Source organism: Rhizobacter sp. J219, from assembly GCF_024700055.1.
Taxonomy (GTDB): Bacteria; Pseudomonadota; Gammaproteobacteria; order Burkholderiales; family Burkholderiaceae_C; genus Rhizobacter.
The window spans coordinates 3,205,620-3,226,986 of sequence record NZ_JAJOND010000001.1 but is presented as its reverse complement, the minus strand read 5'-3'; the positions used below and the strand labels follow the sequence as shown (position 1 = coordinate 3,226,986).

The 21,367-nt window shown below is 68.7% G+C and carries 22 protein-coding genes and 1 pseudogene; 18 read left to right on the top strand and 5 right to left on the bottom strand.

Annotation, left to right across the window (positions count from 1 at the left end):
* Nucleotides 1-2 precede the first annotated feature (2 nt).
* The 7 genes from fmt to pyk all read left to right on the top strand — a co-directional run bounded on the left by fmt (nt 3) and on the right by pyk (nt 6,254).
* On the top strand, nt 3-962 hold the full coding sequence (gene fmt / locus LRS03_RS15015; protein WP_257826391.1) for a methionyl-tRNA formyltransferase: 960 nt from the start codon (nt 3-5) through the stop codon (nt 960-962).
* 58 nt (nt 963-1,020) lie between these two features.
* Entirely contained in the window at nt 1,021-1,860 is an 840-nt protein-coding gene (gene htpX / locus LRS03_RS15010) for a zinc metalloprotease HtpX (protein ID WP_257826390.1), read from the top strand.
* A gap of 106 nt (nt 1,861-1,966) precedes the next feature.
* The gene (locus LRS03_RS15005; RefSeq protein ID WP_257826389.1) at nt 1,967-2,296 is read left to right on the top strand and encodes a hypothetical protein; all 330 of its coding nucleotides are present in this window, start codon (nt 1,967-1,969) and stop codon (nt 2,294-2,296) included.
* A 132-nt stretch (nt 2,297-2,428) separates the two neighbouring features.
* On the top strand, nt 2,429-3,211 hold the full coding sequence (locus LRS03_RS15000) for an AzlC family ABC transporter permease (RefSeq protein WP_257826388.1): 783 nt from the start codon (nt 2,429-2,431) through the stop codon (nt 3,209-3,211).
* Complete coding sequence (locus LRS03_RS14995; protein ID WP_257826387.1) at nt 3,208-3,537, top strand: AzlD domain-containing protein; 330 nt, start codon at nt 3,208-3,210, stop codon at nt 3,535-3,537. Before LRS03_RS15000 ends, LRS03_RS14995 begins: the two co-directional genes overlap by 4 nt.
* 65 nt (nt 3,538-3,602) lie before the next feature.
* Nucleotides 3,603-4,793: a phosphoglycerate kinase gene (locus LRS03_RS14990; RefSeq protein WP_257826386.1), complete on the top strand. Its 1,191-nt coding sequence runs from the start codon at nt 3,603-3,605 to the stop codon at nt 4,791-4,793.
* Between the two features lie 33 nt (nt 4,794-4,826).
* The gene (gene pyk / locus LRS03_RS14985) at nt 4,827-6,254 is read left to right on the top strand and encodes a pyruvate kinase (RefSeq protein ID WP_257826384.1); all 1,428 of its coding nucleotides are present in this window, start codon (nt 4,827-4,829) and stop codon (nt 6,252-6,254) included.
* Here the strand turns inward: pyk and LRS03_RS14980 are convergent.
* On the bottom strand, nt 6,251-7,012 hold the full coding sequence (locus LRS03_RS14980) for a DUF481 domain-containing protein (RefSeq protein WP_257826383.1): 762 nt from the start codon (nt 7,010-7,012) through the stop codon (nt 6,251-6,253). The genes pyk and LRS03_RS14980 overlap by 4 nt on opposite strands.
* 69 nt (nt 7,013-7,081) lie before the next feature.
* On the opposite strand from LRS03_RS14980, the gene LRS03_RS14975 reads away from it, so the two are divergent.
* Entirely contained in the window at nt 7,082-8,296 is a 1,215-nt protein-coding gene (locus LRS03_RS14975; RefSeq protein WP_257826382.1) for a threonine ammonia-lyase, read from the top strand.
* 84 nt (nt 8,297-8,380) lie between these two features.
* Here LRS03_RS14975 and LRS03_RS14970 read toward each other — a convergent pair whose 3' ends face one another.
* The gene (locus LRS03_RS14970; protein ID WP_257826381.1) at nt 8,381-9,391 is read right to left on the bottom strand and encodes an ATP-binding protein; all 1,011 of its coding nucleotides are present in this window, start codon (nt 9,389-9,391) and stop codon (nt 8,381-8,383) included.
* A gap of 272 nt (nt 9,392-9,663) precedes the next feature.
* Between LRS03_RS14970 and fba the strand changes: the two genes are divergently transcribed.
* Genes fba through LRS03_RS14955 form a run of 3 tightly spaced genes read left to right on the top strand, consistent with a single transcriptional unit; the run spans nt 9,664 to nt 12,749 of the window.
* Nucleotides 9,664-10,728: a class II fructose-bisphosphate aldolase gene (fba, locus tag LRS03_RS14965; RefSeq protein WP_257826380.1), complete on the top strand. Its 1,065-nt coding sequence runs from the start codon at nt 9,664-9,666 to the stop codon at nt 10,726-10,728.
* Between the two features lie 2 nt (nt 10,729-10,730).
* On the top strand, nt 10,731-11,639 hold the full coding sequence (locus LRS03_RS14960; protein WP_257826379.1) for a phosphoribosylaminoimidazolesuccinocarboxamide synthase: 909 nt from the start codon (nt 10,731-10,733) through the stop codon (nt 11,637-11,639).
* Nucleotides 11,640-11,645: 6 nt separating this feature from the next.
* Entirely contained in the window at nt 11,646-12,749 is a 1,104-nt protein-coding gene (locus LRS03_RS14955; protein ID WP_257826378.1) for a hypothetical protein, read from the top strand.
* Between the two features lie 25 nt (nt 12,750-12,774).
* Here the strand turns inward: LRS03_RS14955 and LRS03_RS14950 are convergent, their stop codons facing one another.
* Nucleotides 12,775-13,716 carry a tetratricopeptide repeat protein gene (locus LRS03_RS14950; RefSeq protein ID WP_257826377.1) on the bottom strand — a complete coding sequence of 314 codons (942 nt, stop codon included), beginning with the start codon at nt 13,714-13,716 and terminating at the stop codon, nt 12,775-12,777.
* 113 nt (nt 13,717-13,829) lie between these two features.
* Here LRS03_RS14950 and purE point away from each other — a divergent pair, with 113 nt between their 5' ends.
* From purE to LRS03_RS14930, 4 genes and pseudogenes are all read left to right on the top strand, one after another.
* The gene (gene purE / locus LRS03_RS14945; RefSeq protein WP_257829569.1) at nt 13,830-14,294 is read left to right on the top strand and encodes a 5-(carboxyamino)imidazole ribonucleotide mutase; all 465 of its coding nucleotides are present in this window, start codon (nt 13,830-13,832) and stop codon (nt 14,292-14,294) included.
* A 16-nt stretch (nt 14,295-14,310) separates the two neighbouring features.
* Nucleotides 14,311-15,453, top strand: a pseudogene (locus LRS03_RS14940) (5-(carboxyamino)imidazole ribonucleotide synthase); the annotation flags it as partial.
* Nucleotides 15,454-15,473: 20 nt separating this feature from the next.
* A complete protein-coding gene (locus tag LRS03_RS14935) occupies nt 15,474-16,466 on the top strand; it encodes an L-threonylcarbamoyladenylate synthase (protein ID WP_257826376.1) in 993 nt (330 codons plus the stop codon).
* 20 nt (nt 16,467-16,486) lie between these two features.
* The gene (locus LRS03_RS14930) at nt 16,487-17,464 is read left to right on the top strand and encodes an SGNH/GDSL hydrolase family protein (RefSeq protein ID WP_257826374.1); all 978 of its coding nucleotides are present in this window, start codon (nt 16,487-16,489) and stop codon (nt 17,462-17,464) included.
* A 1-nt stretch (nt 17,465) separates the two neighbouring features.
* Here the strand turns inward: LRS03_RS14930 and LRS03_RS14925 are convergent, their stop codons facing one another.
* Together LRS03_RS14925 and dacB are read right to left on the bottom strand one after the other, a co-directional pair.
* Entirely contained in the window at nt 17,466-17,750 is a 285-nt protein-coding gene (locus tag LRS03_RS14925) for a SemiSWEET transporter (RefSeq protein WP_257826372.1), read from the bottom strand.
* A 3-nt stretch (nt 17,751-17,753) separates the two neighbouring features.
* Entirely contained in the window at nt 17,754-19,325 is a 1,572-nt protein-coding gene (gene dacB / locus LRS03_RS14920; protein WP_257826370.1) for a D-alanyl-D-alanine carboxypeptidase/D-alanyl-D-alanine endopeptidase, read from the bottom strand.
* A gap of 55 nt (nt 19,326-19,380) precedes the next feature.
* Here dacB and tsaB point away from each other — a divergent pair, with 55 nt between their 5' ends.
* Genes tsaB through LRS03_RS14905 form a run of 3 tightly spaced genes read left to right on the top strand, consistent with a single transcriptional unit; the run spans nt 19,381 to nt 21,360 of the window.
* A complete protein-coding gene (tsaB, locus tag LRS03_RS14915; RefSeq protein WP_257826368.1) occupies nt 19,381-20,100 on the top strand; it encodes a tRNA (adenosine(37)-N6)-threonylcarbamoyltransferase complex dimerization subunit type 1 TsaB in 720 nt (239 codons plus the stop codon).
* Nucleotides 20,100-20,603 (top strand): ribosomal protein S18-alanine N-acetyltransferase, encoded by a 504-nt coding sequence (gene rimI / locus LRS03_RS14910; protein WP_257826366.1) that lies wholly within the window; start codon nt 20,100-20,102, stop codon nt 20,601-20,603. The genes tsaB and rimI overlap by 1 nt, the downstream gene beginning before the upstream one ends.
* Nucleotides 20,590-21,360 (top strand): uracil-DNA glycosylase, encoded by a 771-nt coding sequence (locus LRS03_RS14905; protein WP_257826364.1) that lies wholly within the window; start codon nt 20,590-20,592, stop codon nt 21,358-21,360. The genes rimI and LRS03_RS14905 overlap by 14 nt, the downstream gene beginning before the upstream one ends.
* Nucleotides 21,361-21,367: the final 7 nt, after the last annotated feature.

Genomic DNA, 21,367 nt, shown 5'->3' with positions numbered 1-21,367 from the left:
GCATGAGAGTTGTCTTCGCCGGCACGCCGGAATTCGCGGCGGCCGCGCTGGAGCGGTTGCTGGCGGCCGGCTTCGACGTGCCCTTGGTGCTCACGCAGCCCGATCGGCCGGCAGGGCGTGGCATGAAGCTCACACCCTCGCCGGTCAAGGCCTTGGCCCTCGCGCGTGGCATCGCGGTGGCGCAGCCGCGCAGCCTGCGGCTGGACGGCAAATACCCGGCCGATGCTTCCGACGCACGCGCCGCACTGCAGGCGGCCCAGCCCGAGGTGATGGTCGTGGCGGCCTATGGCCTCATCCTTCCGCAGTGGGTGCTGGACCTGCCTCCCCGCGGTTGCCTGAACATCCACGCCTCGCTGCTGCCCCGCTGGCGCGGGGCCGCGCCGATCCACCGTGCGATCGAGGCAGGCGACGCCCGCACCGGCATCACGATCATGCAGATGGATGCCGGCCTCGACACCGGCGACATGCTGCTCGTCGAAGCGGTCGACATCGCCCCAGACGACACCACCGGCCGCCTGCACGACCGACTTGCAGCCCTGGGGGGCCGGCTGATCGTCGAAGCGCTCGAACTGGCGGCCTGCGGGGGCCTCGTCCGCACGCCCCAGCCGGCCGAGGGCGTGACCTACGCCCACAAGATCGAGAAAGTGGAAGCGGCGATTGACTGGACGCAGCCGGCCCCGCAGATCGAACAGCGCATCCGCGCCTTCGACCCCTTCCCCGGCGCCAGCAGCCCGATCGGGGCTGACACCGTGAAGCTGTGGCGTGCGCGTGTCAGCACCGGCACCGGCGAACCAGGCCAGGTGTTGGCGGTCACTGACGAGCACATCACGGTCGCCTGTGGAAGCGGGACGCTCGAACTGATCGAGTTGCAGCGCCCCGGCGGCAAACGCGTCAGCGCCCGCCAATTCCTGCAGGCCTGTCCCGTTCATCCCGGCCAGCGGTTCGGCAACGCCGACCGTTGAACTTTGCGGCGCGAGCCGCACCTGAGGGGCTGGACGATCCCCTTTTGGAGATTCACGCATGTTCAATCTGTTGAAGACCGCGGTGCTGATGGCGGCCATCACCGCGCTGTTCATGGCCATCGGTGCCATGGTGGGTGGCCGCGCCGGGATGATGTTCGCGCTCTTGCTGGCGTTGGGCATGAATTTCTTCAGCTACTGGTTCTCCGACAAGCTGGTGCTGAAGATGTACAACGCGCAGGAGGTCGACGAGTCCAGCGCCCCCGGCTTCTACCGCATGGTGCGCGAGCTGGCCGAGCGCGCCCAGTTGCCGATGCCGCGTGTCTACCTGATCCAGGAAGACGCGCCCAACGCTTTCGCCACCGGCCGCAACCCGCAAAACGCCGCGGTGGCGGCGACCACCGGCATCCTGCGCGTGCTCTCCGAGCGCGAGCTGCGCGGCGTGATGGCGCACGAGCTGGCGCACGTGAAGCACCGCGACATCCTCATCAGCACCGTGAGCGCCACCATGGCCGGTGCGATCTCCATGTTGGCCAACTTCGCGATGTTCTTCGGCGGGCGCGACAGCGAAGGCCGCCCGCACAACCCCATCGTCGGTTTGCTGGTGATGATCCTGGCCCCGCTGGCGGCGAGCCTGATCCAGATGGCCATCAGCCGCGCCCGCGAGTTCGAAGCCGACCGCGGTGGAGCCGAGATCTCCGGCGACCCGGCCGCCCTTGCCAGCGCGCTGCAGAAGATCCAGCGCTACGCCCAGGGCCTGCCGATGGAAGCCGCCGAGCGTCACCCCGAGACGGCGCAGATGATGATCATGAACCCGCTGTCGGGAGGTGGTCTGCGCGGCCTCTTCTCCACCCACCCCTCGACCGAGGAGCGGGTGCAGCGCCTGCTGGCGATGGTCTGACGGGTGTGGTGGCTGCCGGAAAAGCGGGGTGCAAACCCCGCTTTTGTCTGCCATCCGCCGGCCGGGGCGTGTCGACAATCGGGCCACGACTCTTCTTCGATCTGTCATGCGACGCCTCACCTTCTTCCCCCTGTTGCTGGCCGCCTCTTCGCTGGTCGGCTGCGACCTCTTCGGCGACTCGGCCGAGAAGGTGGCTGCGGCCAAGGAAGCCGAGGGCCGGGCCATCGGTGGTGCCTGCCGCCATGCCGGCCGGGCGATCGAAGACTGCTACGCGCTGAACAAGAAGGCCGACAAGGCTTCCGTGTTCGCCGGCTGGCGCGACATGAACGACTACATGCGCGAGAACAAGATCGAGGCGGTGGCACCGCAACTCGGCACCAAGCCGAAGAGCTTCGGAGACCAAGACGGCCGAGGCCAAGCCCGAATCCGCCGCTGAAGCCGCGCCGGCCGACCCCGCGCCGGCTGACAAGAAGGCCGGCAAGCCCGGCAAAGCCGCGAAGGCGCAGGAATCCTGAGCCTTTCCCGGCGGTCGCGAGCGCGCAGCTGGCGGCACGAGGACAATCACCGTATGCATTCCCTGAGCCAGACGCTGCGCCACGCACAGTTCCGTGCTGGCGCCCGCGAGATGAGCGCCCTCAGCCTGGGCATCGCGGCCTGGGGCCTGGTGACCGGCGTGGCGATGGTCAAGGGAGGCCTGTCGATTCCCCTGGCCTTGCTGATGACCTTCGTGGTCTACGCCGGCAGCGCACAGCTGGCGGCCTTGCCGCTGATGATGGTCGGCGCCCCGGTGTGGGTGGTATGGGCCACGGCCTTGTGCATCAACCTTCGGTTCGTCATCTTCAGCGCCCAGTGGCGGCCGTACTTCATGCAGTACCGTCTGCGCGACCGGCTGCTGCTCGGCTACTTCAGCGGTGACCTCACCTACGTGCTTTTCATGAAGCGCTTTCCGGAAGCGCGCGACGACGAAGGCCAGGTCGAGTACTTCATGGGCGCTTCGGCCGCCAACTGGTTCAGCTGGCAGGTGCCGGCCGTCGTCGGCATCCTGCTCGCCGACGTGATCCCCACCCACTGGGGCCTCGGCTTCGCCGGTGTGCTGGCGCTGCTGGGCCTGACCTACTCGCTGATCTCCGACCGCGCGACGGCGCTCGCCGCCATGGTGGCCGGTGCCGCGGCGGTGGCGGCGTTCTCGCTGCCGTTTCGCCTGCACATCGTGGTGGCGATTGCCGCGGCGGTGTGCATCGGCTTGATGATGGACGGCGGCGGCGACGCCGGCCGTCGCCTGCGCGCCGCCCTCGAACGTGCGCGCCCGCCGGGCCCGCGCGAATCGGTGGCCGAAAGGGCGGCCACATGAACAGCGGCTACGCCCTCGTCACCATCGTCGGCCTGACCGTCATCACGGTGCTCACGCGCGGCTTCTTCCTTATCTCCAAGCAGGAGCTGGTGCTGCCCGACTGGGTCAAGCGCGGCCTGCGCTATGCACCGCTCGCCGCACTGGCCGCGGTGGTGGTGCCCGAGGTCGTGATGGCCCAGGGCGAGCTCATCGAGACCTGGAAAGATGCACGGCTGTACGCGGCTGCTGCCGCCTCCGGCTACTTCTTCTGGCGCCGCGGCATCCTCGGCACCATCGTCACCGGCATGGTGGTGCTGATTCCCTTGAAACTCGGCCTGGGGTGGTGAGTTACAGCCGAGTTCCTGGTGTCCAATAGCGGGCTGCAATTCACGTCATCACGTTCAGCCCCACCATGAAAGTCCTCCGCTTCGAAGACCTTGCCGCCCAAGGCAAGGCAGCCGGTCAACGTGTGTTCATCCGTGCCGACCTCAACGTCCCGCAAGACGACGCCGGCAACATCACCGAAGACACGCGCATCCGCGCCTCCATCCCCTGCATCGAGAGGGCCCTGAAGGCCGGCGCGGCCGTCATGGTCACGTCACACCTGGGCCGCCCGACCGAAGGCGAGTTCAAGCCCGAGGATTCGCTGGCGCCGGTCGCCAAGCGCATGGGCGAGCTGATGGGCCGCGAGATCCCGGTCGTGGCCAACTGGGTCGATGGCGTGCAGGTCGCGCCGGGCGAACTCGTGATGCTCGAGAACTGCCGCCTCAACAAGGGCGAGAAGAAGAACAACGAAGAACTGGCGAAGAAGATGGCCGCGCTGTGCGACATCTTCGTGCATGACGCTTTCGGCACCGCCCACCGCGCCGAGGCGTCCACCTACGGCATCGCGCAATTCGCCAAGATCGCCTGCGCCGGCCCGCTGCTGGCGGCCGAGATCGACGCGATCTCCAAGGCGCTGGCCAACCCGAAGCGCCCGCTGGTGGCCATCGTCGCCGGCAGCAAGGTCAGCACCAAGCTGACCATCCTGCAATCGCTCGCGAAGAACGTCGACGGCCTGATCGTCGGCGGCGGCATTGCCAACACCTTCTTGCTGGCCGCCGGCCTGCCCATCGGCAAGTCGCTCGCCGAACCCGACCTGGTCGGTGAAGCCAAGGTGGTGATCGAGGCGATGAAGGCACGCGGCGCCGCGGTGCCGATCCCGGTCGACGTGGTGACTGCCAAGAGCTTTGCCGCCGACGCGCCCGCCACCGTCAAGGCCGCCGCCGACGTGGCCGCCGACGACCTGATCCTCGACATCGGCCCGAAGACGGCCGCGCAGCTCGCCGAGCAACTCAAGAAGGCCGGCACCATCGTCTGGAACGGCCCGGTCGGCGTGTTCGAGTTCGATGCCTTCGCCAAGGGCACCGAGACGCTGGCGCGTGCCATTGCCGAGTCGAGCGCCTTCAGCATCGCCGGCGGCGGCGACACGCTGGCGGCGATTGCCAAGTACAAGATCGAGAAGGACGTGGGCTACATCTCCACCGGTGGCGGCGCCTTCCTCGAAGTGCTGGAAGGCAAGACACTGCCCGCCTTCGAAATCCTGCAAAAGCGCGCCGCTTGAACGACTCACGACTGCCCTGAACGGAGACCCTGCATGCCCGCCACCAAGATCGTCGCCACCCTTGGCCCCGCCTCCAGTTCCCCCGAGGTGCTGGCGCGCATGATCCGGGCCGGGGTCGACGTGGTGCGACTCAACTTCTCGCACGGCACGGCGCAAGACCACATCGACCGCGCCCGGCTCGTGCGCGAGGCGGCTCAGGCGGTGGGCAAGGAAGTGGCCATCATGGCCGACCTGCAGGGCCCGAAGATCCGTGTCGGCAAGTTCGAAGGCGGCAAGACCTTTATCGAGCCGGGGCAGAAGTTCATCCTCGACGGCGCGACCACCGCGCTCGGCAACAACGAGCGCGTGGGCCTCGACTATAAGGAGCTGCCGCGCGACGTGCGCCCCGGCGACACGCTGCTGCTCAACGACGGCCTGCTCAAGCTGACGGTCGATGCGGTGAAGGGCGCCGAGGTGCACACCACCGTCGTGATCGGCGGTGAGCTGTCGAACAACAAGGGCATCAACAAGGCTGGCGGCGGCCTGACCGCGCCCGCGTTGACCGCCAAGGACATGGAAGACATCAAGACCGCGATGAGCTTCCAATGCGAATACCTGGCGGTGAGCTTTCCGAAGAACGCGACCGACATGGAGATGGCGCGCCAGCTCGCCAACGTGGCGGGCGAGCAATACCGCCACAAGCCGGCGCTGATCGCCAAGATCGAGCGCAGCGAAGCGATCCCGGTGCTCGAATCGATCATCAAGGCCAGCGACGGCATCATGGTCGCGCGCGGTGACCTCGCGGTCGAGGTGGGCAACGCCGCCGTGCCGGCGCTGCAGAAACGCATGATCAAGATGGCGCGTGACCTCGACCGCGTGGTGATCACCGCCACGCAGATGATGGAGTCGATGATCGTGAACCCGGTGCCCACGCGCGCCGAGGTGAGCGACGTGGCCAACGCCGTGCTCGACGGCACCGACGCCGTGATGCTGAGCGCCGAGACGGCCGCCGGCAAGTACCCGGTCGAGACGGTGGAAATGATGGCCAGCATCTGCGTCGAGGCCGAGAACGCGGAAGAGATCTCGCTCGATGCGAGCTTCACCGACAAGAAGTTCGGCCGCATCGACCAGTCGATCGCGATGGGTGCACTCTTCACCGCCCACCACCTTGGCTGCAAGGCGATCGTGGCGCTCACCGAATCGGGCTCGACCGCGCTCTGGATGAGCCGCCACAAGATCCACGTGCCGATCTTCGGCCTGACCTCGCAGGTGGGCAGCCAGCGCCGCATGTGCCTCTATCGCAACGTGCGGCCCCTGCTCATGTCCAGCCACACCGACCGCGACGAGGCGCTGAAGCATGCGGAGAGCATGCTGGTGGAGGCTGGCGTGCTGAAGCCCGGCGACACCTACGCGATCACCTGCGGCGAGCCGATGGGTTACCCGGGCGGCACCAACATGCTGAAGGTCTGCCTGGTGGGCTAATCGAAGCGCAGCGAGATACCGGTCAGGAACTGCACGTCGTAGTGCTTGAGGTCCCGCCCGGGCGCGCTGTTGTAGCGGTACTGAAGGCCTGTGGTGAGCTGCCAGGTCGCCGTCATCGCCACCGACAGCCCGGTGTCGAACACCGCGCGGTATTCCCCGCTGTTGCGCAGATCGGCGTAGTACTCCAGCTTCTGCCGCAGCGTGGTGTTGGGCGTGAGCTTGTGGTTGGAGTTTTCGCTCAGCAGCGCTTCCGAGCGGCCGTAGCGGCTGCGCAGCTCGCCATTGACGTCGGCGGTGCCCACGTAGCGGTCGTCGGTGTAGCCGAAGCCGGCGAACACGTCCCAGGTATTGTTGTCCTCGCGGATTACGTGCCGGCCCAGGCCGCCGTAGGCCGACACGCGTGACGCGATGTTGGCCGGCCGATCGCGAAGGTAGTCGATCTTCGCGACGGCGAAGTAGTCCTGGTTGATGAGATCCTGGTCGTACTGCGTGGTCACGGCATAGGTCGCCGCTGTCGCCCGCTGGTCGTCGCGTGCATAGAACACGCGGCCGAGCGTGAGCCATTTGCTGTGGTCGGTCTGCTTGACCGTCTCGCCGGTCAGCGTGGCGGTGGTGGCGCTCGTGTTGCCGCCACTCACGCTGGACGCGAAGGTCCACAACGAGCGCAGCACGCCGTCGGGCTTCATCGTGACTTGGGCGCAGGCAAGCGTGGGAAGGACGAGGGCCATCGCGGCCAGGGTGCGTGTGAACTGCTTCATGCTGGCGGGCGACCTTATCGCGTCATCACGCGTTCACGCGAATGCGTTGGGCGAGGCCACAATCGCGCCATGGAAACGCTGCTCCCAACGCTCGACGATGTCCGTGCAGCGGCACGCCGTTTGCACGGGCACGTGCTCGAAACGCCGTGCCTGCCTTCGCGCACCTTGGGTGAGCTGGCGGGCTGCGAGGTGTTCCTGAAGTTCGAGAACCTGCAGTTCACCGCGTCGTTCAAGGAGCGCGGCGCCCTCAACAAGATCTCACAGCTGAGCGAGGAAGAGCGCGCACGCGGTGTGCTTGCTGTTTCGGCTGGCAACCATGCGCAGGGCGTGGCCTATCACGCCCAGCGGCTGGGCATCCCCGCGACCATCGTGATGCCGCGTTTCGCGACGCCGGTGAAGGTGGCCAACACCCGCCGCTTCGGTGCCGAGGTGGTGCTGCACGGCGACACCTTCGATGACGCGCGGGCACATGGTTTGCTGCTGGCGCGCGAACGACAGCTCACGCTGATCCACCCCTTCGACGATGCGGCGGTGATCGCCGGGCAGGGCACGGTCGCGCTCGAGATGCTGGCGCAACAGCCGGCGATCGACACCCTGGTGGTGCCAATCGGCGGTGGCGGCCTGATCGGCGGCATGGCCTCAGCGGCGCTTGCGCTGAAGCCGGGCCTCGACGTGGTGGGCGTGCAGACCGAACGCTTTCCTGCGGCGTGGAACGTGAAGCATCACGGCGACCGCGAAGTTCAGCAGGCGACGATTGCCGACGGCATCGGCGTGAAGGCGCCGGGCGTGCTCACCTTGCCGCTCATTCAGGAGCGTGTGAACGATGTGCTGCTGGTCGACGAAGACGACATCGAGCAGGCCATCGTGCTGCTGCTGGAGATTGAAAAGACGGTGGTCGAAGGCGCGGGCGCGGTGGCGCTGGCCGCGCTGATGAAACACCGTGGCCGCTTTGACGGGCGCAAGGTGGGCCTGGTGCTGAGCGGCGGCAACATCGAACCGCTGGTGCTGGCCGAGATCATCGAGCGCGGCATGGTGAAGTCGGGTCGCCTCGCACGGCTGCGGCTCGACATCCGCGATGTGCCCGGCGCCCTGGCCGACGTGTGCACGTTGCTCGGCAAGCTCGGTGCCAACATCGACGAGGTGCAGCACCAGCGGGCGTTCAGCTCGGTGTCGGTCGAGCGGGTGCAGATCGAGGTGGTGGTCCACACGCGCGGGGTGGAGCACATTGCGGAAATCCTCGCGGCGATGCGCGCCGCGGGCTACCGCGCAGAGCGAATCGGCTAGTGCCAGCCCCTCGGCTGGCGAGTCCGCCAGCCGATCCCCCGAGGGGATGCGGGCCGGCTTGGGGCGGCCCGGCGTTCGACCCGCTTAGGCCTCGCGCACGCTGCGCACCAGCGCTTCGATCTTCGGCGACATGTTCGTCGGCACCATCTCCACGCCGTCCATCGGAAGCACGCGGAAGAGTTCGTCGACGAAGCTGTGGCCGATGGCCGTGACGCCGTCGAAGTCCATCTCGGCGCGGCGGAACTGCTGAAGGCGTGCGGCCACGCGGCGCGCCTGCGCGCGTGAATCGAGGCCTGCGAGCGGCGTGGCCAGCAGGCGCAGCGGCACGGTGGTGCGTTCGAATCCGAAGCCGGCGCCGTCGAGGCTGTAGGCCTGCAGCACGTCGTCGAGCTTGCGCGTGGTGTCGAGTGCGATGGCGGCATAGACCGAGGTGCCGCGGCGTTTGAGGGCGCGGCCCGGGTGCCAGCCGCGGTCCCACAGGCGGTGCTGGAAGGCGGTGTCGTTGGCGTGCAGGTCGAACACGTCGGCGAGGCGCGAGCTGAAGAAGAGGCCCCGGCCGGCGTGGCGTGCGGGCTGGCTCGTCAGCTTGCCTTTGCTGACCTCGAGCATGGCCAGTGCCGGGTCGTCGAGCGAGAACGAGCGCGAGAGCTGATCGAACACGCCGCAGCCGTCGTCCGACACCAGCAGCTGCACGTGGCTCGGCGTCTGGCGCAGCGAGACGGTCACGCTCTCGCCGCCGCTGTGGTCGATGGCATTGTTGAGCAGCTCACCGAAGATGTGCTGCGTGATGCGGCGCACCTCGGCCGGCAGGTCGAAGCAGCGGGCGAAGTCGCGCGACCAGGGCAGGTCTTCCTGCAGTCCTGTGAGGGCGTAGCGCTTGACCACCTGGCGCAGCAGCCCGGGCTGGAAGCGCGGCTGGCGCGTCGACCCTTCGCGCCTGAGCCACCCCAGCTGCACCAGGCGCTGCAGGGCCTTGCGTGCGGTGCTGCGGCTCACCTGGCCGACCTCGGCAATGTGCGTGGCCAGATCGTCCGGGTGCTGCAACGCAGACGCGGTGATGTGCAGGGTGAGGGCGTTGAGGTCGAGTCGTGCCATGGAGGTCTCTTCGCGTGGAAAAGCGGAAGTCCAGTGTCGGCCTGAGCCTGCGGATCTGAAGCGCGAAAAGCGCCGCCAACACCCCGCAATTCCTCGCTTGCACATCCCGGGGAGCAGGGTCCCCCAGACATGGGAGACGGCCTCGGGCGAAGGGTTTTCACTGAGGGTCGGCCGCTACAATCGACCGGTTTTGCAGCGGTTACATCGCTGTTTCACCGGGTGTGCGCACATCGCCAACCCGGCCGCAGGTTTCATCACTTCCGGACTCGACCATGCCACTCGTCTCAATGCGCCAGCTCCTGGACCACGCCGCAGAAAACGGCTACGGCATCCCGGCCTTCAACGTCAACAACCTCGAGCAAGTGCAGGCCGTGATGGCCGCTGCCGATGAAGTGGGCGCTCCGGTCATCCTGCAAGCAAGCGCTGGTGCGCGCAAGTACGCAGGCGAGCCTTTCATCAAGCACCTGATCCAGGCCGCCACCGAGGCGTATCCGCACATCCCGCTGGTGATGCACCAGGACCACGGCACCACGCCCACCGTGTGCGAAGGCGCCATCAACCTCGGCTTCGGCTCGGTGATGATGGACGGTTCGCTGCGCGAAGATGGCAAGACCCCGGCCGACTTCGCCTACAACGTCGACGTGACCCGCAAGGTCGTGCAGATGGCGCACAAGGTCGGCGTGACCGTCGAAGGCGAACTGGGTTGCCTCGGCAATCTGGAGACCGGCGATGCCGGTGAAGAAGACGGCATCGGCGCCGAAGGCAAGCTCGACCACAGCCAGATGCTGACCGACCCGGAGGAGGCGGCGGTGTTCGTGCGCGAAACCCAGCTCGACGCACTCGCCATTGCCATCGGCACCAGCCACGGCGCCTACAAGTTCTCGCGCAAGCCCACCGGCGACATCCTCGCGATCTCGCGCGTGAAAGAGATCCACAAGCGCATCCCCAACACGCACCTCGTCATGCACGGCTCGTCGTCGGTGCCGGCCGAGCTGCTGGCCATCATCAACCAGTACGGCGGCAAGATCAAAGAGACCTACGGCGTGCCCATCGAAGAGATCCAGGAAGCCATCAAGTTCGGCGTGCGCAAGATCAACATCGACACCGACATCCGCCTCGCCATGACCGGTGCCGTGCGCAAGTTCCTGGCCGAGAACCCCGACAAGTTCGATGCGCGCGAGTGGCTCAAGCCCGCGCGTGAGGCCGCCAAGGCGGTGTGCAAGGCGCGCTACCAGCAGTTCGGCTGCGAAGGCCAGGCCGGCAAGATCAAGGCGCAGAGCCTGGCGCAGATTGCCCAGCGCTATGCCAAGGGTGAGCTCGCCCAGACCGTGGTCTGAGCATGCCGCAGGCCCTGCTGAACTCGACGCTGACCTCGCTGCCGCTGCTTGCACGCGGCAAGGTGCGCGACAACTACGCGGTCGGCAGCGACCGCATCCTCATGGTCGCGAGCGACCGCCTGAGCGCGTTCGACGTGATCATGGGCGAGCCCATCCCGGGCAAGGGCGCCTTGCTCACCGAGATGGCGCTGTTCTGGTTCGCACACCTGCAGGGCATCGTGCCCAACCACCTGACTGGCGACGACCCGACCTCGGTGGTGACGGCCGCCGAGCGCGAACAGGTGCGTGGCCGCTCGATGCTGGTCAAGCGCCTGAAGCCGCTGCCGGTCGAGGCGGTGGTGCGCGGGTATCTGGCCGGAAGTGGCTGGACCGAATACCAGGCCTCGCAGTCGGTCTGCGGCGTCAAGCTGCCCGCCGGCCTGAAGAACGCGAGCCGCCTGCCCGAGCCCATCTTCACGCCGGCCACCAAGGCCGAAATGGGCGACCACGACGAGAACATCTCGTTCGAGCGCATGCAGGGGATCATCGGCCCTGAGCTGGCCGGGAAGGTGCGCACGACGGCAATCCAGCTCTACACCACTGCGGCCGAGATCGCCTTGAAGAAGGGCATCATCATCGCCGACACCAAGTTCGAGTTCGGCCTCGATGCCGATGGCACGCTCACGCTGATGGACGAGGTGCTCACGCCCGACTCGTCGCGCTTCTGGCCCATCGAGGGTTACGAGGCCGCGTTCCGCGAAGGGCGCAACCCGCCGAGCTACGACAAGCAGTTCGTGCGCGACTGGCTGGAGCAGGCGCGCGTGAATGGCCAGCCCTGGAACAAGAAGGCGCCGGCGCCGAGCCTGCCGCCGGACGTGGTCGCCAAGACCGCCGACAAATACCGAGAGGCCTTGCAGCGCCTGACCGGCTGAAGCTCGATGAAGTCGCGCCTCCTGAGCCACCTGGATGCGGCCATCGCGGCCGCGTCGTCGCCGCCCGAGGCCGACTGCCTGCGGGCCGAACGGGCTGGTCTGCTGGCCCGCCAAGGCCAGCTCACCGGAGCGCGCAGCATCATCGCCGGCCTGCAGTCGCAGTACGGATACAACCCGCACCCGCGCGTCAACGCGTGGATCAGTCTCGCTGAAGGGCTCACCAGCTACTTCAGCGATCTCGGCCAGACTGCACACGACAAGATCAAACGGGCGCATGCCCTGAGCGCCGCCTCACGTGACCGCCGCCTGAATGCCCTGGCCGCCGCGTGGCTGGCGCACATGGACTACACCGCGTACGACCTCGACGCGATGGGCCGTCACGTGGCCGAGGCCCTGCAGCTCGCCGATGCCGAGCACCACAGCGCCCGCGCTCGGGCGTGCCTGGTGGTGGCGCTGGCCTATCACTTCGGCGGCCGCTTCGATGCCGCACAGCCCTGGTACGCCAAATCGCGCTTGCATGCGAGCGCCGAGGGTGACGAAACCATGCTCAGCGCCATCATGTACAACATGGCGGGCCTGCTGGCCGATCAATCGCGCCACGCGATGATGACGCGCGAACAGGACCCGGCCATGCTGCGCCGCGCCGAGCTGAGCCTGCAGTCGGCCACCAACCTCGACGCGCTGATCGGCATTGGCTCGCTCGATGCGCTGGTGCCGCTGCACCGCGCCCGTGTGTGTGCGATGCAGGGCCAGTGGGCCGAGGCGATCTCGCTCTATGAGGCCCACTTCAGCGACGGCTTGCTGCAAGGGCTGGACCGCATGCGTGCATCGCTCGGTGCCGACCTGGCGTGGTGTCGCCTGCAACTCGGCCAAACCGAGCAGGCGCGCAAGGACGCGGTGGCCGCGCAGGTGGCGGTCGGCCATGACCGGGATGCCGATGATCGCGCGGCGGCGCACTACCGGCTGGCGCAGGTGTTCGCGCAGCTGGGCCAGGTCGAGGTGGCAGCCCGTCACCGCGAGCTGGCCTCTGCCGACTGGCAGACGCACGAACGCGAGCAGGCGATGTCGATCGCGGCGATCGAAAAGGCGGTCGCCACCCTGGCCGGCTGAAGCTTCCAGCGGCCCCTTTGGGCGCTCAGAAGAGCGCCATGCTCAATTTGCGGCGGTATTGGTCGACGACCGGGTCGGCTGGTGCCGTGTTGACCTTGGCCGTCACTTCCAGCGCGCTCTTGGGCGCAGCGGCCTCGGTGCTCTTCGGCGCCGGCTTGCTCATCAGTTCGAGGATCGCGACGTAGGTCTTGCGCGCCAGCTCGCCGTTCCAGGCCTTGTCGCGCATCACGATCTCCAGCAGCTCGTCCATCGCCTCGGTGAAGCGCTGGGCGGCGAAATGCGTCTGCGCGAGTTCGAAGCGGGCGTCGAAGTCGCGGCGGTTGGCGGCGATGGCGGCCGCCAGCACGTCGGCACTGCGCGCGGCGGGGGCCTTCTCGCAGGCATCGATCCAGTGGCCGGCGGCGGCCAGGCGCGCATCGAGCATCACCTTGCTCGCCACCGGCTCGAAGGCGCGCCGCGCCTCGGCCACGCGGTTGGCGAGCAGCAGCGCACGCAGGTAGTCGTAGCGCGCGGCGTCGTTGGCCGGGTCGATGGCCACCGCCTCCTGCAGCTTTTCGAGGGCGCTCTCGGTGTCGCCTTCGGCCAGCAACTCTTCGGCGGCGGCGACGTCTTCATCGGCGGCCATCGCCTCGGCGCTCGGCACGTGACGGTCGAGGAACTCGCGCAACTGCGCTTCGGGCAAAGCGCCCACGAAGCCGTCGACCGGCTGGCCGTCCTTGAAGAGCACGCAGAACGGGATGCTGCGCACCCCGAACATCTGCGACAGCTGACCCGAGATCTCGGGCTGCTCGTCGGCGTTGCACTTGGCGAGCTTGAAGCGGCCGGCGTAGGCGACCTCCAGCTTCTCCAGCACCGGCGTCAGCGACTTGCACGGGCCGCACCACGGCGCCCAGATGTCGAGCAGCACGGGTTGCTGCATCGAGGCTTGGATGAGGTCGGCTTCGAAGTTCTGGAGGGTGATGTCCATGGGTGGTGCGCCAGTGGGTCGGGCAGGGCAGGTGAAGCCTGCCCGCCTACAATTCAAGGTTCTTTGAGCACTTGGAGCGAGCCTTGAGCAGCGCCCCCGTGGTCGGCGTGGTGATGGGGTCCAGCAGCGACTGGGAGACCCTGCGCCTCGCGACCGAGATTCTCGCCGAGTTCGGTGTCCCCTTCGAAGCGCGGGTGGTCTCGGCCCACCGCATGCCGGACGACATGTTCAGCTATGCCGAAAGCGCGGCCTCGCGCGGGCTGAAGGCCATCATCGCCGGTGCGGGCGGCGCGGCCCACCTGCCGGGCATGCTGGCCGCCAAGACCACCGTGCCGGTGCTGGGTGTGCCGGTGGCGAGCCGGCACCTGCAGGGCGTCGACTCGCTGCACTCCATCGTGCAGATGCCCAAGGGCATTCCGGTCGCCACCTTTGCGATCGGCACGGCCGGTGCCGCGAATGCCGCGCTCTTTGCCGTCGCGATGCTCGCCAACGAACAGCCGGCGTTGCGCACCGAGCTGGAGGCCTACCGCGTCCGCCAGACCGAGGTGGCGCGCGCGATGACCGGCGAGCTGAAATGACGTTCAAGTTCATCCCCCCGGCGCGACGCTGGGCGTGATGGGCGGTGGCCAGTTGGGCCGCATGTTCGTGCACGCGGCGCAGCAGATGGGCTATTCGACGTCGGTGCTCGACCCCGATGTGTCGAGCCCGGCGGGGCTGGTCTCGCACCACCATCTGCGTACCGACTACCTCGACCCGACGGGCCTGACCGAGCTGGCGCGTGTCTCGGCCGCGGTCACCACCGAATTCGAAAACGTGCCGGCTGCGGCCTTGCATCAACTTGGGCAAACGCGCCCGGTGGCGCCCGCGGGCGATGCGGTGGCCACCTGTCAGGACCGTGCGCTCGAGAAGGCCCACTTCGTCGCTTGCGACGTGCCGTGTGCACCACACGCGGTGATCGAGACCGCGGCTCAACTGGCCGCCGTGTCCGACGACCTGCTGCCCGGAGTGCTGAAGACAGCGCGCCTCGGCTACGACGGCAAGGGCCAGGTGCGCGTGGCCACGCGTGACGATCTGGCCCGCGCCTGGGTCGAGCTCAAGCAGGTCACCTGCGTGCTCGAGAAGATGCTGCCGCTGGCCTACGAGGTGAGCGTGATCGTGGCGCGTGGCGCATCCGGGGAGTGGGTGCACTTCCCGCTGCAGCAGAACCTGCACCGTGACGGCATCCTCGCGGTCACCCAAGTGCCTGCACCCGACGTGACACCCGCCGTGCAGCAGCAGGCGGTCGCTGCTGCCGGCACCATCGCCGAGGCGCTGGGCTACGTGGGGGTGCTGTGCGTCGAGTTCTTCGTGCTGAAAGACGGCACGCTGGTGGCCAACGAAATGGCGCCGCGGCCCCACAACTCCGGCCACTACACCCTCGATGCCTGCGACCTGTCGCAGTTCGACCTGCAAGTGCGCACGCTGACCGGCGCGCCGCTTGCCACGCCGCGCCTGCATTCACCGGCGGTGATGCTCAACCTGCTGGGCGACTTGTGGTTCCGCCACGGTGAGGCCGAAACCACGCCGCCGTGGGATGCAGTGCTTGCCTTGCCCGGCGTGCATTTGCACCTCTACGGCAAGACCAGCGCGCGGCGTGGCCGCAAGATGGGACACCTCACCGTCACCGCGGCCAGCGCCGAGGCGGCGCGTGCCACGGCGCTCAAGGCGGCTTCGCTGCTGGGCCTGGCGCCCTGGTGACAAGCGGGGGGCCTGGCCACATGCTGCTCGACGGGCGCGATGCGGATGCGGTGCTGCGTGCGGCGCAGGCGCTCGCGGCGGGGCAGCTCGTCGGCGTGCCCACCGAGACGGTCTATGGCCTGGGCGCACGCGCCGATGACGATGCCGCCGTCGCGCGCATCTTCGAGGCCAAGGGCCGGCCTGCCGACCACCCGCTGATCGTGCACATCGCCACCCCGGCCGAGGCGTCGGCCTTCGCGGCCGAGTGGCCGCCGGTGGCGCAGCGCTTGACCGAGGCGCTGTGGCCCGGCCCGCTCACCGTGATCGTGCCGCGCCGCCCCGAGATGGCCTCGGCCGCCGCCGGTGGGCAAGCCACCGTGGGCCTGCGCTGCCCGCGGCACCCCGTAGCCCAGGCGCTGCTCAAAGAGGCGCTGCGCCTGGGCGTCAAAGGCGTGGCGGCGCCGAGCGCCAACCGGTTCGGCCGCATCAGCCCCACGCTCGCACGCCATGTGGTTGAAGAGCTGGGCGACGATTTGCTTGTGCTCGATGGTGGCCCGTGCGAAGGCGGCATCGAATCGACCATCGTCGACTGCTCGCGCGGGCGGCCGGTGTTGCTGCGCCCCGGGGTGCTCACACGCGCCCGGCTGGAGGCGATTGCCGGCGAGCCGGTGTTCGACCGCGACGAGGCCGCCCCCAAGGCCTCGGGCACGCTGGAGGCGCACTATGCGCCGCGTGCCAAGCTGCGGCTGATGACGGCCGAGATGCTGCGCCAGGCGCTGCAGGTGCTCGATGCACCGGGCCAACCGGCGGCTTTGAAGCTGGCGGTATATTGCCGCACCGTGCCGCGTGGCGCGGCGCGCGGGGTGGTCTACCGGGCCATGCCCACCGAGGCGGTGCCCGCCGCCCACCAACTCTTTTCCACCTTGCGTGAACTGGACGACCAGGGCGCGCATCTCATCTGGGTCGAAACGCCGCCCGACACCCCCGAGTGGGACGGCGTGCGCGACCGGCTGCAACGTGCTGCGGCTGCCTGACCCTCGTCTTTGGAGACTTCATGAAGTTGTCGTTGGCTAAGCTGAACCTGGTGCGTGTGACCCTGGCAAGTGCCGCCCTCGCCCTGCTCGCGTCGTGCGGGGGTGGGGACCAGATCGAGAAGTTCATCCCCGACCGCATCATCGTGTTCGGTGACGAGGCCAGCCTGATCGAGCCCGATCCGGGCTTCCCCAGCGATGGCCGCAAGTACACCGTCAATGGGGTGGAGCGTGCGCCGGATGGCACGACGCTGGCCACGCCGACCGTTCGCGATTGCACGCGCAACCCGATCTGGGTCCAGGTCCTGGCCAACGACTACGGCTACCAGTTCGCCGAGTGCCTGACCACCGCGACCACTGCACGGGCCTTCATGCGGGCCCAGGCCAACAGCACGGTCGCGATGATGCGCGCGCAGATCAATGCATACATGGCCGGCCCGGGCTTCAATGGCCAGGACCTGGTGACCATCATGGTGGGCACGCACGACGTGCTGGCCGCTGCCGCGTTGGCCACGCCCGAGCTCGCGATCGCAGCGGCCGAAGCCGCCGGGACAGCGGTGGGAGAAGAGGTGATCCGCGTCACCGACCGCGGGGCGCGGGTCATCGTGTCGACCATCCCCGACGTGGGCACCACGCCGGCCGGCCGCGTGTCTCCGCAAGCGGCGCTGCTGCAGACGCTCACGGCGCGCTTCAACTCTCGCCTGCGCGTCAAGCTCCAGGAGGTGCGCGGCGGTGGCCATTCGGCCGGTCTCGTGCTTGGCGACGAGCTGGTGCTGGTGATCCAGCGTTCGCCCTCGGGCTACGGCATCGCGAACATCGTCGATGCCGCGTGTGTGAACGCGCTGCCCGACTGCGATGAGTCCGACCCCTTCCTGGTGACCGCGGCGCGCACCAACCACGCCTCGGACTTCCTCTGGGCCGGCCCCTACCAGCTGGGTGCCAACGCGCAGTCGCGTCTCGGCTCGTCGGCCGTCTACCGGGCGCGCAACAACCCGTTCTGAGTCAATGCCGGCGCTGGCGCCGGCGCGTCTCGATCCCTACCTTCATCGCGAGGATGCTCAGCGCGAGCGCCAAGGTCACAGCGTTGGCGATGGTGATCGGCCATGAGCGCAGCACGAGCCCGTAGGCCAGCCACAGCGCCACGCCGACGGTGAAGGCGCTGTACATGCCGAGCGAGATGCCGCTCACGTCGCGGGTGCGGAAGGTGTGCCAGGCCTGCAGCGCAAACGAGCCGGTGGTGAGCGTGGCCGCGACGTAGCCGAGCCAATCGAGCGAGAGCAGGTTCATCGGTCAGCCGGGTGGTGCGGCGGACGCCGGTGCCGAGGCCGGCGCGGGCAAGGGAGGCGGCGCGATCGGCGCAGACGGGGCCGGTGACGGCGGCGCAAGCGAGGGCGGTGCAGGCAGCGGCGCCACCAGCGGCTGCGGCGGTATGGGCGGTGCGAGGTCGTTCGCCGTCCACTGCACCATCGCCTCCAGGGCCGGTCGCGCGAGGTTGGCGTTCGGGTGGTTGATGACCGCCACCAGCACGTAGCGGCGACCACCGTTGCTCAGCACATACCCGGCGACACCGGCCACGCCGTTGAGCGAGCCGGTTTTGAGGTGGGCACGACCGGTGGCGCCGTTGCGGGCGCGGCGCAGTGTGCCGTCGACGCCGATCACCGGCAGCGACGCCATCAACTCGGGCATCGTGGGCCCGGCGTACATCGCCTGCAGCAAGCGGGCGAGCAACTGGGCGCTCAAGCGGGTGTCGCGCGAGAGGCCAGAGCCGTTGTCGATCACCGAGCCCCGGGCCGCGTCGCCGAAGCGTTCGGCCAGCCATGCGCGCAGCAGGTCGCGCGCCTGCTCGGGAGTGCCGGTGCCGCCGCGCTGCGTCATGGGCAGCGTGAGAAAGAGCTGCTGCGACATCACGTTGTTGCTGAACTTGTTGATGTCGCGCACCACTTCCGTCAGCGATGGCGACGTCACCTGGAAGCTCGGAGCATCGTTCGGAGCCTGCCCTTCACGCACACGGCCGATCAGCTTGCCGCCCATCTCGCGCCACAGGCCGGCCAGCACGCGTGCGTTGTAGCTTGCAGGGTCGGCGTAGGCGACCTGCCAGAACTGCTCGGGGCAGGCCGCCGGGTAGCTGCCGGTGAAGCGGATGCGCAGCGGTTCGGTGAAGTCGGGCTTGAGCGACTCGCGCCAGTCGCCGCAGCCGCCGCCGTTGGCGAGCGGCACCGTGTGGTCGATGCGCACACCGGCCAGCGGCGGCTCGCTGGAGACGACGGCCACGCCCCGCGAGGTGTCGGGCGTGAAGGTCAGCTGCACCGACTTGTAGTTCAGCAGCAGCGCATCGGCGCCGGTGTTCTGCGGGCTGTGGGGTTTGGCGTCAAATGCGGCCGGGTCGTGCGGCGGCAGCTTGAAGGCGCTGCGGTCGAGGAGGATGTCGCCTCGGATCTCGCGCACCCCCAGTTGCTGCACCCGCCGCAGCACCTGCCAGAGGCGCTCCTGCACGAACTTCGGGTCGCCGGTGCCCTTGATGACGAGGTTGCCGTCGAGCACGCCGTTGAGCGTGGTGCCCTGAATCCACACTGGCGTGCTCCAGGCCCAGGCGGGCCCCAGCAGGTCGAGCGCGGCGCTGGTGGTCACGAGCTTCATCAGCGAGGCGGGGTTCACGAGGAGCTGCGGCTGCCAGGCGAGGCGCGGCTCAGGCGCGCCCACCTCCTGGGCCACCACCACCATCGCCTCGCGCGGCACCCCGGCGCGTTGCAGGGCGGCGTCGACCTCGGGCGGCAGGCCGTTATGGGTGGTGCCACCGGCGTGCGAATTCAGGCAGATCAGGCTGGCTGCGGCCAGGCCGCGCACGATGTCGCGTATCAGCATGGGGGGATGATCGCACGCGACCTGCGGCGAGAGGGGCGCCCGGTAGACTCGTGGCATGACCCGCCTGCTGGCCTTCGACACCTCGACCGATGCGATGAGCATCGCCTTGCGCACGCCGCATGGCGTGCTCACGCGCGACGCGGCCGGCGGGGCGCAGGCCTCGGCGCGGCTGGTGCCCGATGTGCTGGCGCTGCTGGCCGAGGCGGACTGCCCGATCAAGGCACTCGACGCCATCGCCTTCGGCTGCGGCCCGGGCGCGTTTACTGGCCTGCGCACCGCGTGCTCGGTCGCGCAGGGCCTCGCGTTCGGGGCCGGCAAGCCGGTGGTGCCGGTCGACAGCCTGATCATCGTCGCGCAAGACGCCCGCACCCAGCTCGGCGATGCGGCACCCGTCGAGCTGTGGGTCGCGATGGACGCGCGCATGGACGAGGTCTACGCCGGCGCCTACCGCTGGGACGATGGCCGTTGGGTCACGCAATCAGCGCCCGCGCTCTACACCCTCGACGCGTTGAATGCGCTTTGGCAGGCGGCCTTGCCCACGCTCGTCGCCGGCTCGGCGCTCGACGCTTTCGGCGATCGGCTGCAGTTCGGCGCTGCCCTGACCGTGCGGCGCGAGCGCTCTCGTGCGGCCGCGTTGGTGGACGTCACCGCCCAGCTGCTGGCGGCAGGTCACACCGTCGACGCCGCCCATGCACTGCCGGTGTACCTGCGCGACAAGGTGGCGCTCACCACCCAGGAGCGCGAGGCGGTGCGGCTGGCGAAGGAGAGCGCCTGATGAGCGCCGTCTTGCGCGACGAGCGCCTGCTTGTGCCCATGACCGTGCAGCAGCTCGATGCCGTACTCGCCATCGAGTTGCAGGCCTATGCCTTCCCGTGGACGCGCGGCAACTTCATCGACTCGCTCGCCGCCGGTTACGCGGCGCAGGTGCTGCATGGCGCGCATGGCGAGCTGCTCGGCTACTTCGTCGCGATGGAGGGGGTCGACGAGCTGCACCTGCTCAACATCACCGTCGCCCCTGCCGCGCAAGGCCAGGGCCACGCCCGCTTCATGCTCGACGAGCTGTGCGCCCTCGGCCGCGCTCGCGGGGCGCACCAGATCTGGCTCGAAGTGCGCGGCAGCAACCTGCGCGCCCGGGCGATCTATGAACGCTACGGCTTCCGCCACATCGGCCTGCGCCGCGGCTACTACCCGGCGTCGCGTGACGAGCACCCGAACGGCCGCGAAGACGCGATCGTGATGAGCTGCACCTTGCAGGAGGCCTCACGTGGGCTGGACTGAACGCCAGGTCGCGATGCTCGCCGAGATGGGCATCCGTGTGTGGAACTCCGGCGAGCCCGAGCCCGTGGCGACGGCTGCCGTGGCCGAGGCGGTGGTGGCACCCGCGCCCGCAGCTGTGCCCACGGCGGCACCCACGCCGAAGGCCGTGCCCGGTTCCCGAGCCACCGGCGTCGACACGATGGACTGGCCCGCGCTGCGCGCCGCCGTCTCGGGCTGTACCGCCTGCAAGCTGTGCAGCGGCCGCACCCAGACCGTCTTCGGCGTCGGCCACGAACGCGCCCACTGGATGATCGTCGGCGAAGCCCCCGGCGAGCAGGAAGACCGCCAGGGCGAGCCCTTCGTCGGCAAGTCGGGCCAGCTGCTCGACAACATGCTGCGCGCCGTCGGCCTTACGCGGGGTGACGCGCCCGCAGCACAGCAGGTCTACATCGCCAACACGGTGAAGTGCCGCCCACCCGGCAACCGCAACCCCGAGCCGGCCGAGTTGGCGCAGTGCGAGCCTTTCCTGATCCGCCAGATCGCGCTGGTGCAGCCGCGCATCATCCTCGCAATGGGGCGCTTCGCGGTGCAGAGCCTGCTGCGGAGCGACGAGCCGATCGGCCGCCTGCGCGGCCGGGTGCACCAGTACCAGGGCGTGCCGCTGATCGTGACCTACCACCCGGCCTACCTGCTGCGAAATCCCGAGGACAAAGCCAAGTCCTGGGACGATCTCTGCCTCGCTCGCGAGGTGCTCGCGAAGACCGCCCACACGGCGTAGCCACCCC

What these genes read in the sequence shown, in the direction of transcription:
- htpX (WP_257826390.1), top strand. Translation starts at nt 1,021, where the DNA reads ATGTTCAATCTGTTGAAGACCGCGGTGCTGATGGCGGCCATCACCGCG.
- LRS03_RS14980 (WP_257826383.1), bottom strand. Translation starts at nt 7,012, where the DNA reads ATGAAGCAGTTCACACGCACCCTGGCCGCGATGGCCCTCGTCCTTCCC.
- LRS03_RS14960 (WP_257826379.1), top strand. Translation starts at nt 10,731, where the DNA reads ATGCCGCAGGCCCTGCTGAACTCGACGCTGACCTCGCTGCCGCTGCTT.
- fmt (WP_257826391.1), top strand. Translation starts at nt 3, where the DNA reads ATGAGAGTTGTCTTCGCCGGCACGCCGGAATTCGCGGCGGCCGCGCTG.
- LRS03_RS14970 (WP_257826381.1), bottom strand. Translation starts at nt 9,391, where the DNA reads ATGGCACGACTCGACCTCAACGCCCTCACCCTGCACATCACCGCGTCT.
- LRS03_RS15000 (WP_257826388.1), top strand. Translation starts at nt 2,429, where the DNA reads ATGCATTCCCTGAGCCAGACGCTGCGCCACGCACAGTTCCGTGCTGGC.
- LRS03_RS15005 (WP_257826389.1), top strand. Translation starts at nt 1,967, where the DNA reads ATGCGACGCCTCACCTTCTTCCCCCTGTTGCTGGCCGCCTCTTCGCTG.
- purE (WP_257829569.1), top strand. Translation starts at nt 13,830, where the DNA reads ATGGGGTCCAGCAGCGACTGGGAGACCCTGCGCCTCGCGACCGAGATT.
- tsaB (WP_257826368.1), top strand. Translation starts at nt 19,381, where the DNA reads ATGACCCGCCTGCTGGCCTTCGACACCTCGACCGATGCGATGAGCATC.
- LRS03_RS14990 (WP_257826386.1), top strand. Translation starts at nt 3,603, where the DNA reads ATGAAAGTCCTCCGCTTCGAAGACCTTGCCGCCCAAGGCAAGGCAGCC.
- dacB (WP_257826370.1), bottom strand. Translation starts at nt 19,325, where the DNA reads ATGCTGATACGCGACATCGTGCGCGGCCTGGCCGCAGCCAGCCTGATC.
- LRS03_RS14995 (WP_257826387.1), top strand. Translation starts at nt 3,208, where the DNA reads ATGAACAGCGGCTACGCCCTCGTCACCATCGTCGGCCTGACCGTCATC.
- LRS03_RS14925 (WP_257826372.1), bottom strand. Translation starts at nt 17,750, where the DNA reads ATGAACCTGCTCTCGCTCGATTGGCTCGGCTACGTCGCGGCCACGCTC.
- LRS03_RS14955 (WP_257826378.1), top strand. Translation starts at nt 11,646, where the DNA reads ATGAAGTCGCGCCTCCTGAGCCACCTGGATGCGGCCATCGCGGCCGCG.
- LRS03_RS14975 (WP_257826382.1), top strand. Translation starts at nt 7,082, where the DNA reads ATGGAAACGCTGCTCCCAACGCTCGACGATGTCCGTGCAGCGGCACGC.
- fba (WP_257826380.1), top strand. Translation starts at nt 9,664, where the DNA reads ATGCCACTCGTCTCAATGCGCCAGCTCCTGGACCACGCCGCAGAAAAC.
- LRS03_RS14950 (WP_257826377.1), bottom strand. Translation starts at nt 13,716, where the DNA reads ATGGACATCACCCTCCAGAACTTCGAAGCCGACCTCATCCAAGCCTCG.
- LRS03_RS14935 (WP_257826376.1), top strand. Translation starts at nt 15,474, where the DNA reads ATGCTGCTCGACGGGCGCGATGCGGATGCGGTGCTGCGTGCGGCGCAG.
- pyk (WP_257826384.1), top strand. Translation starts at nt 4,827, where the DNA reads ATGCCCGCCACCAAGATCGTCGCCACCCTTGGCCCCGCCTCCAGTTCC.
- LRS03_RS14930 (WP_257826374.1), top strand. Translation starts at nt 16,487, where the DNA reads ATGAAGTTGTCGTTGGCTAAGCTGAACCTGGTGCGTGTGACCCTGGCA.
- rimI (WP_257826366.1), top strand. Translation starts at nt 20,100, where the DNA reads ATGAGCGCCGTCTTGCGCGACGAGCGCCTGCTTGTGCCCATGACCGTG.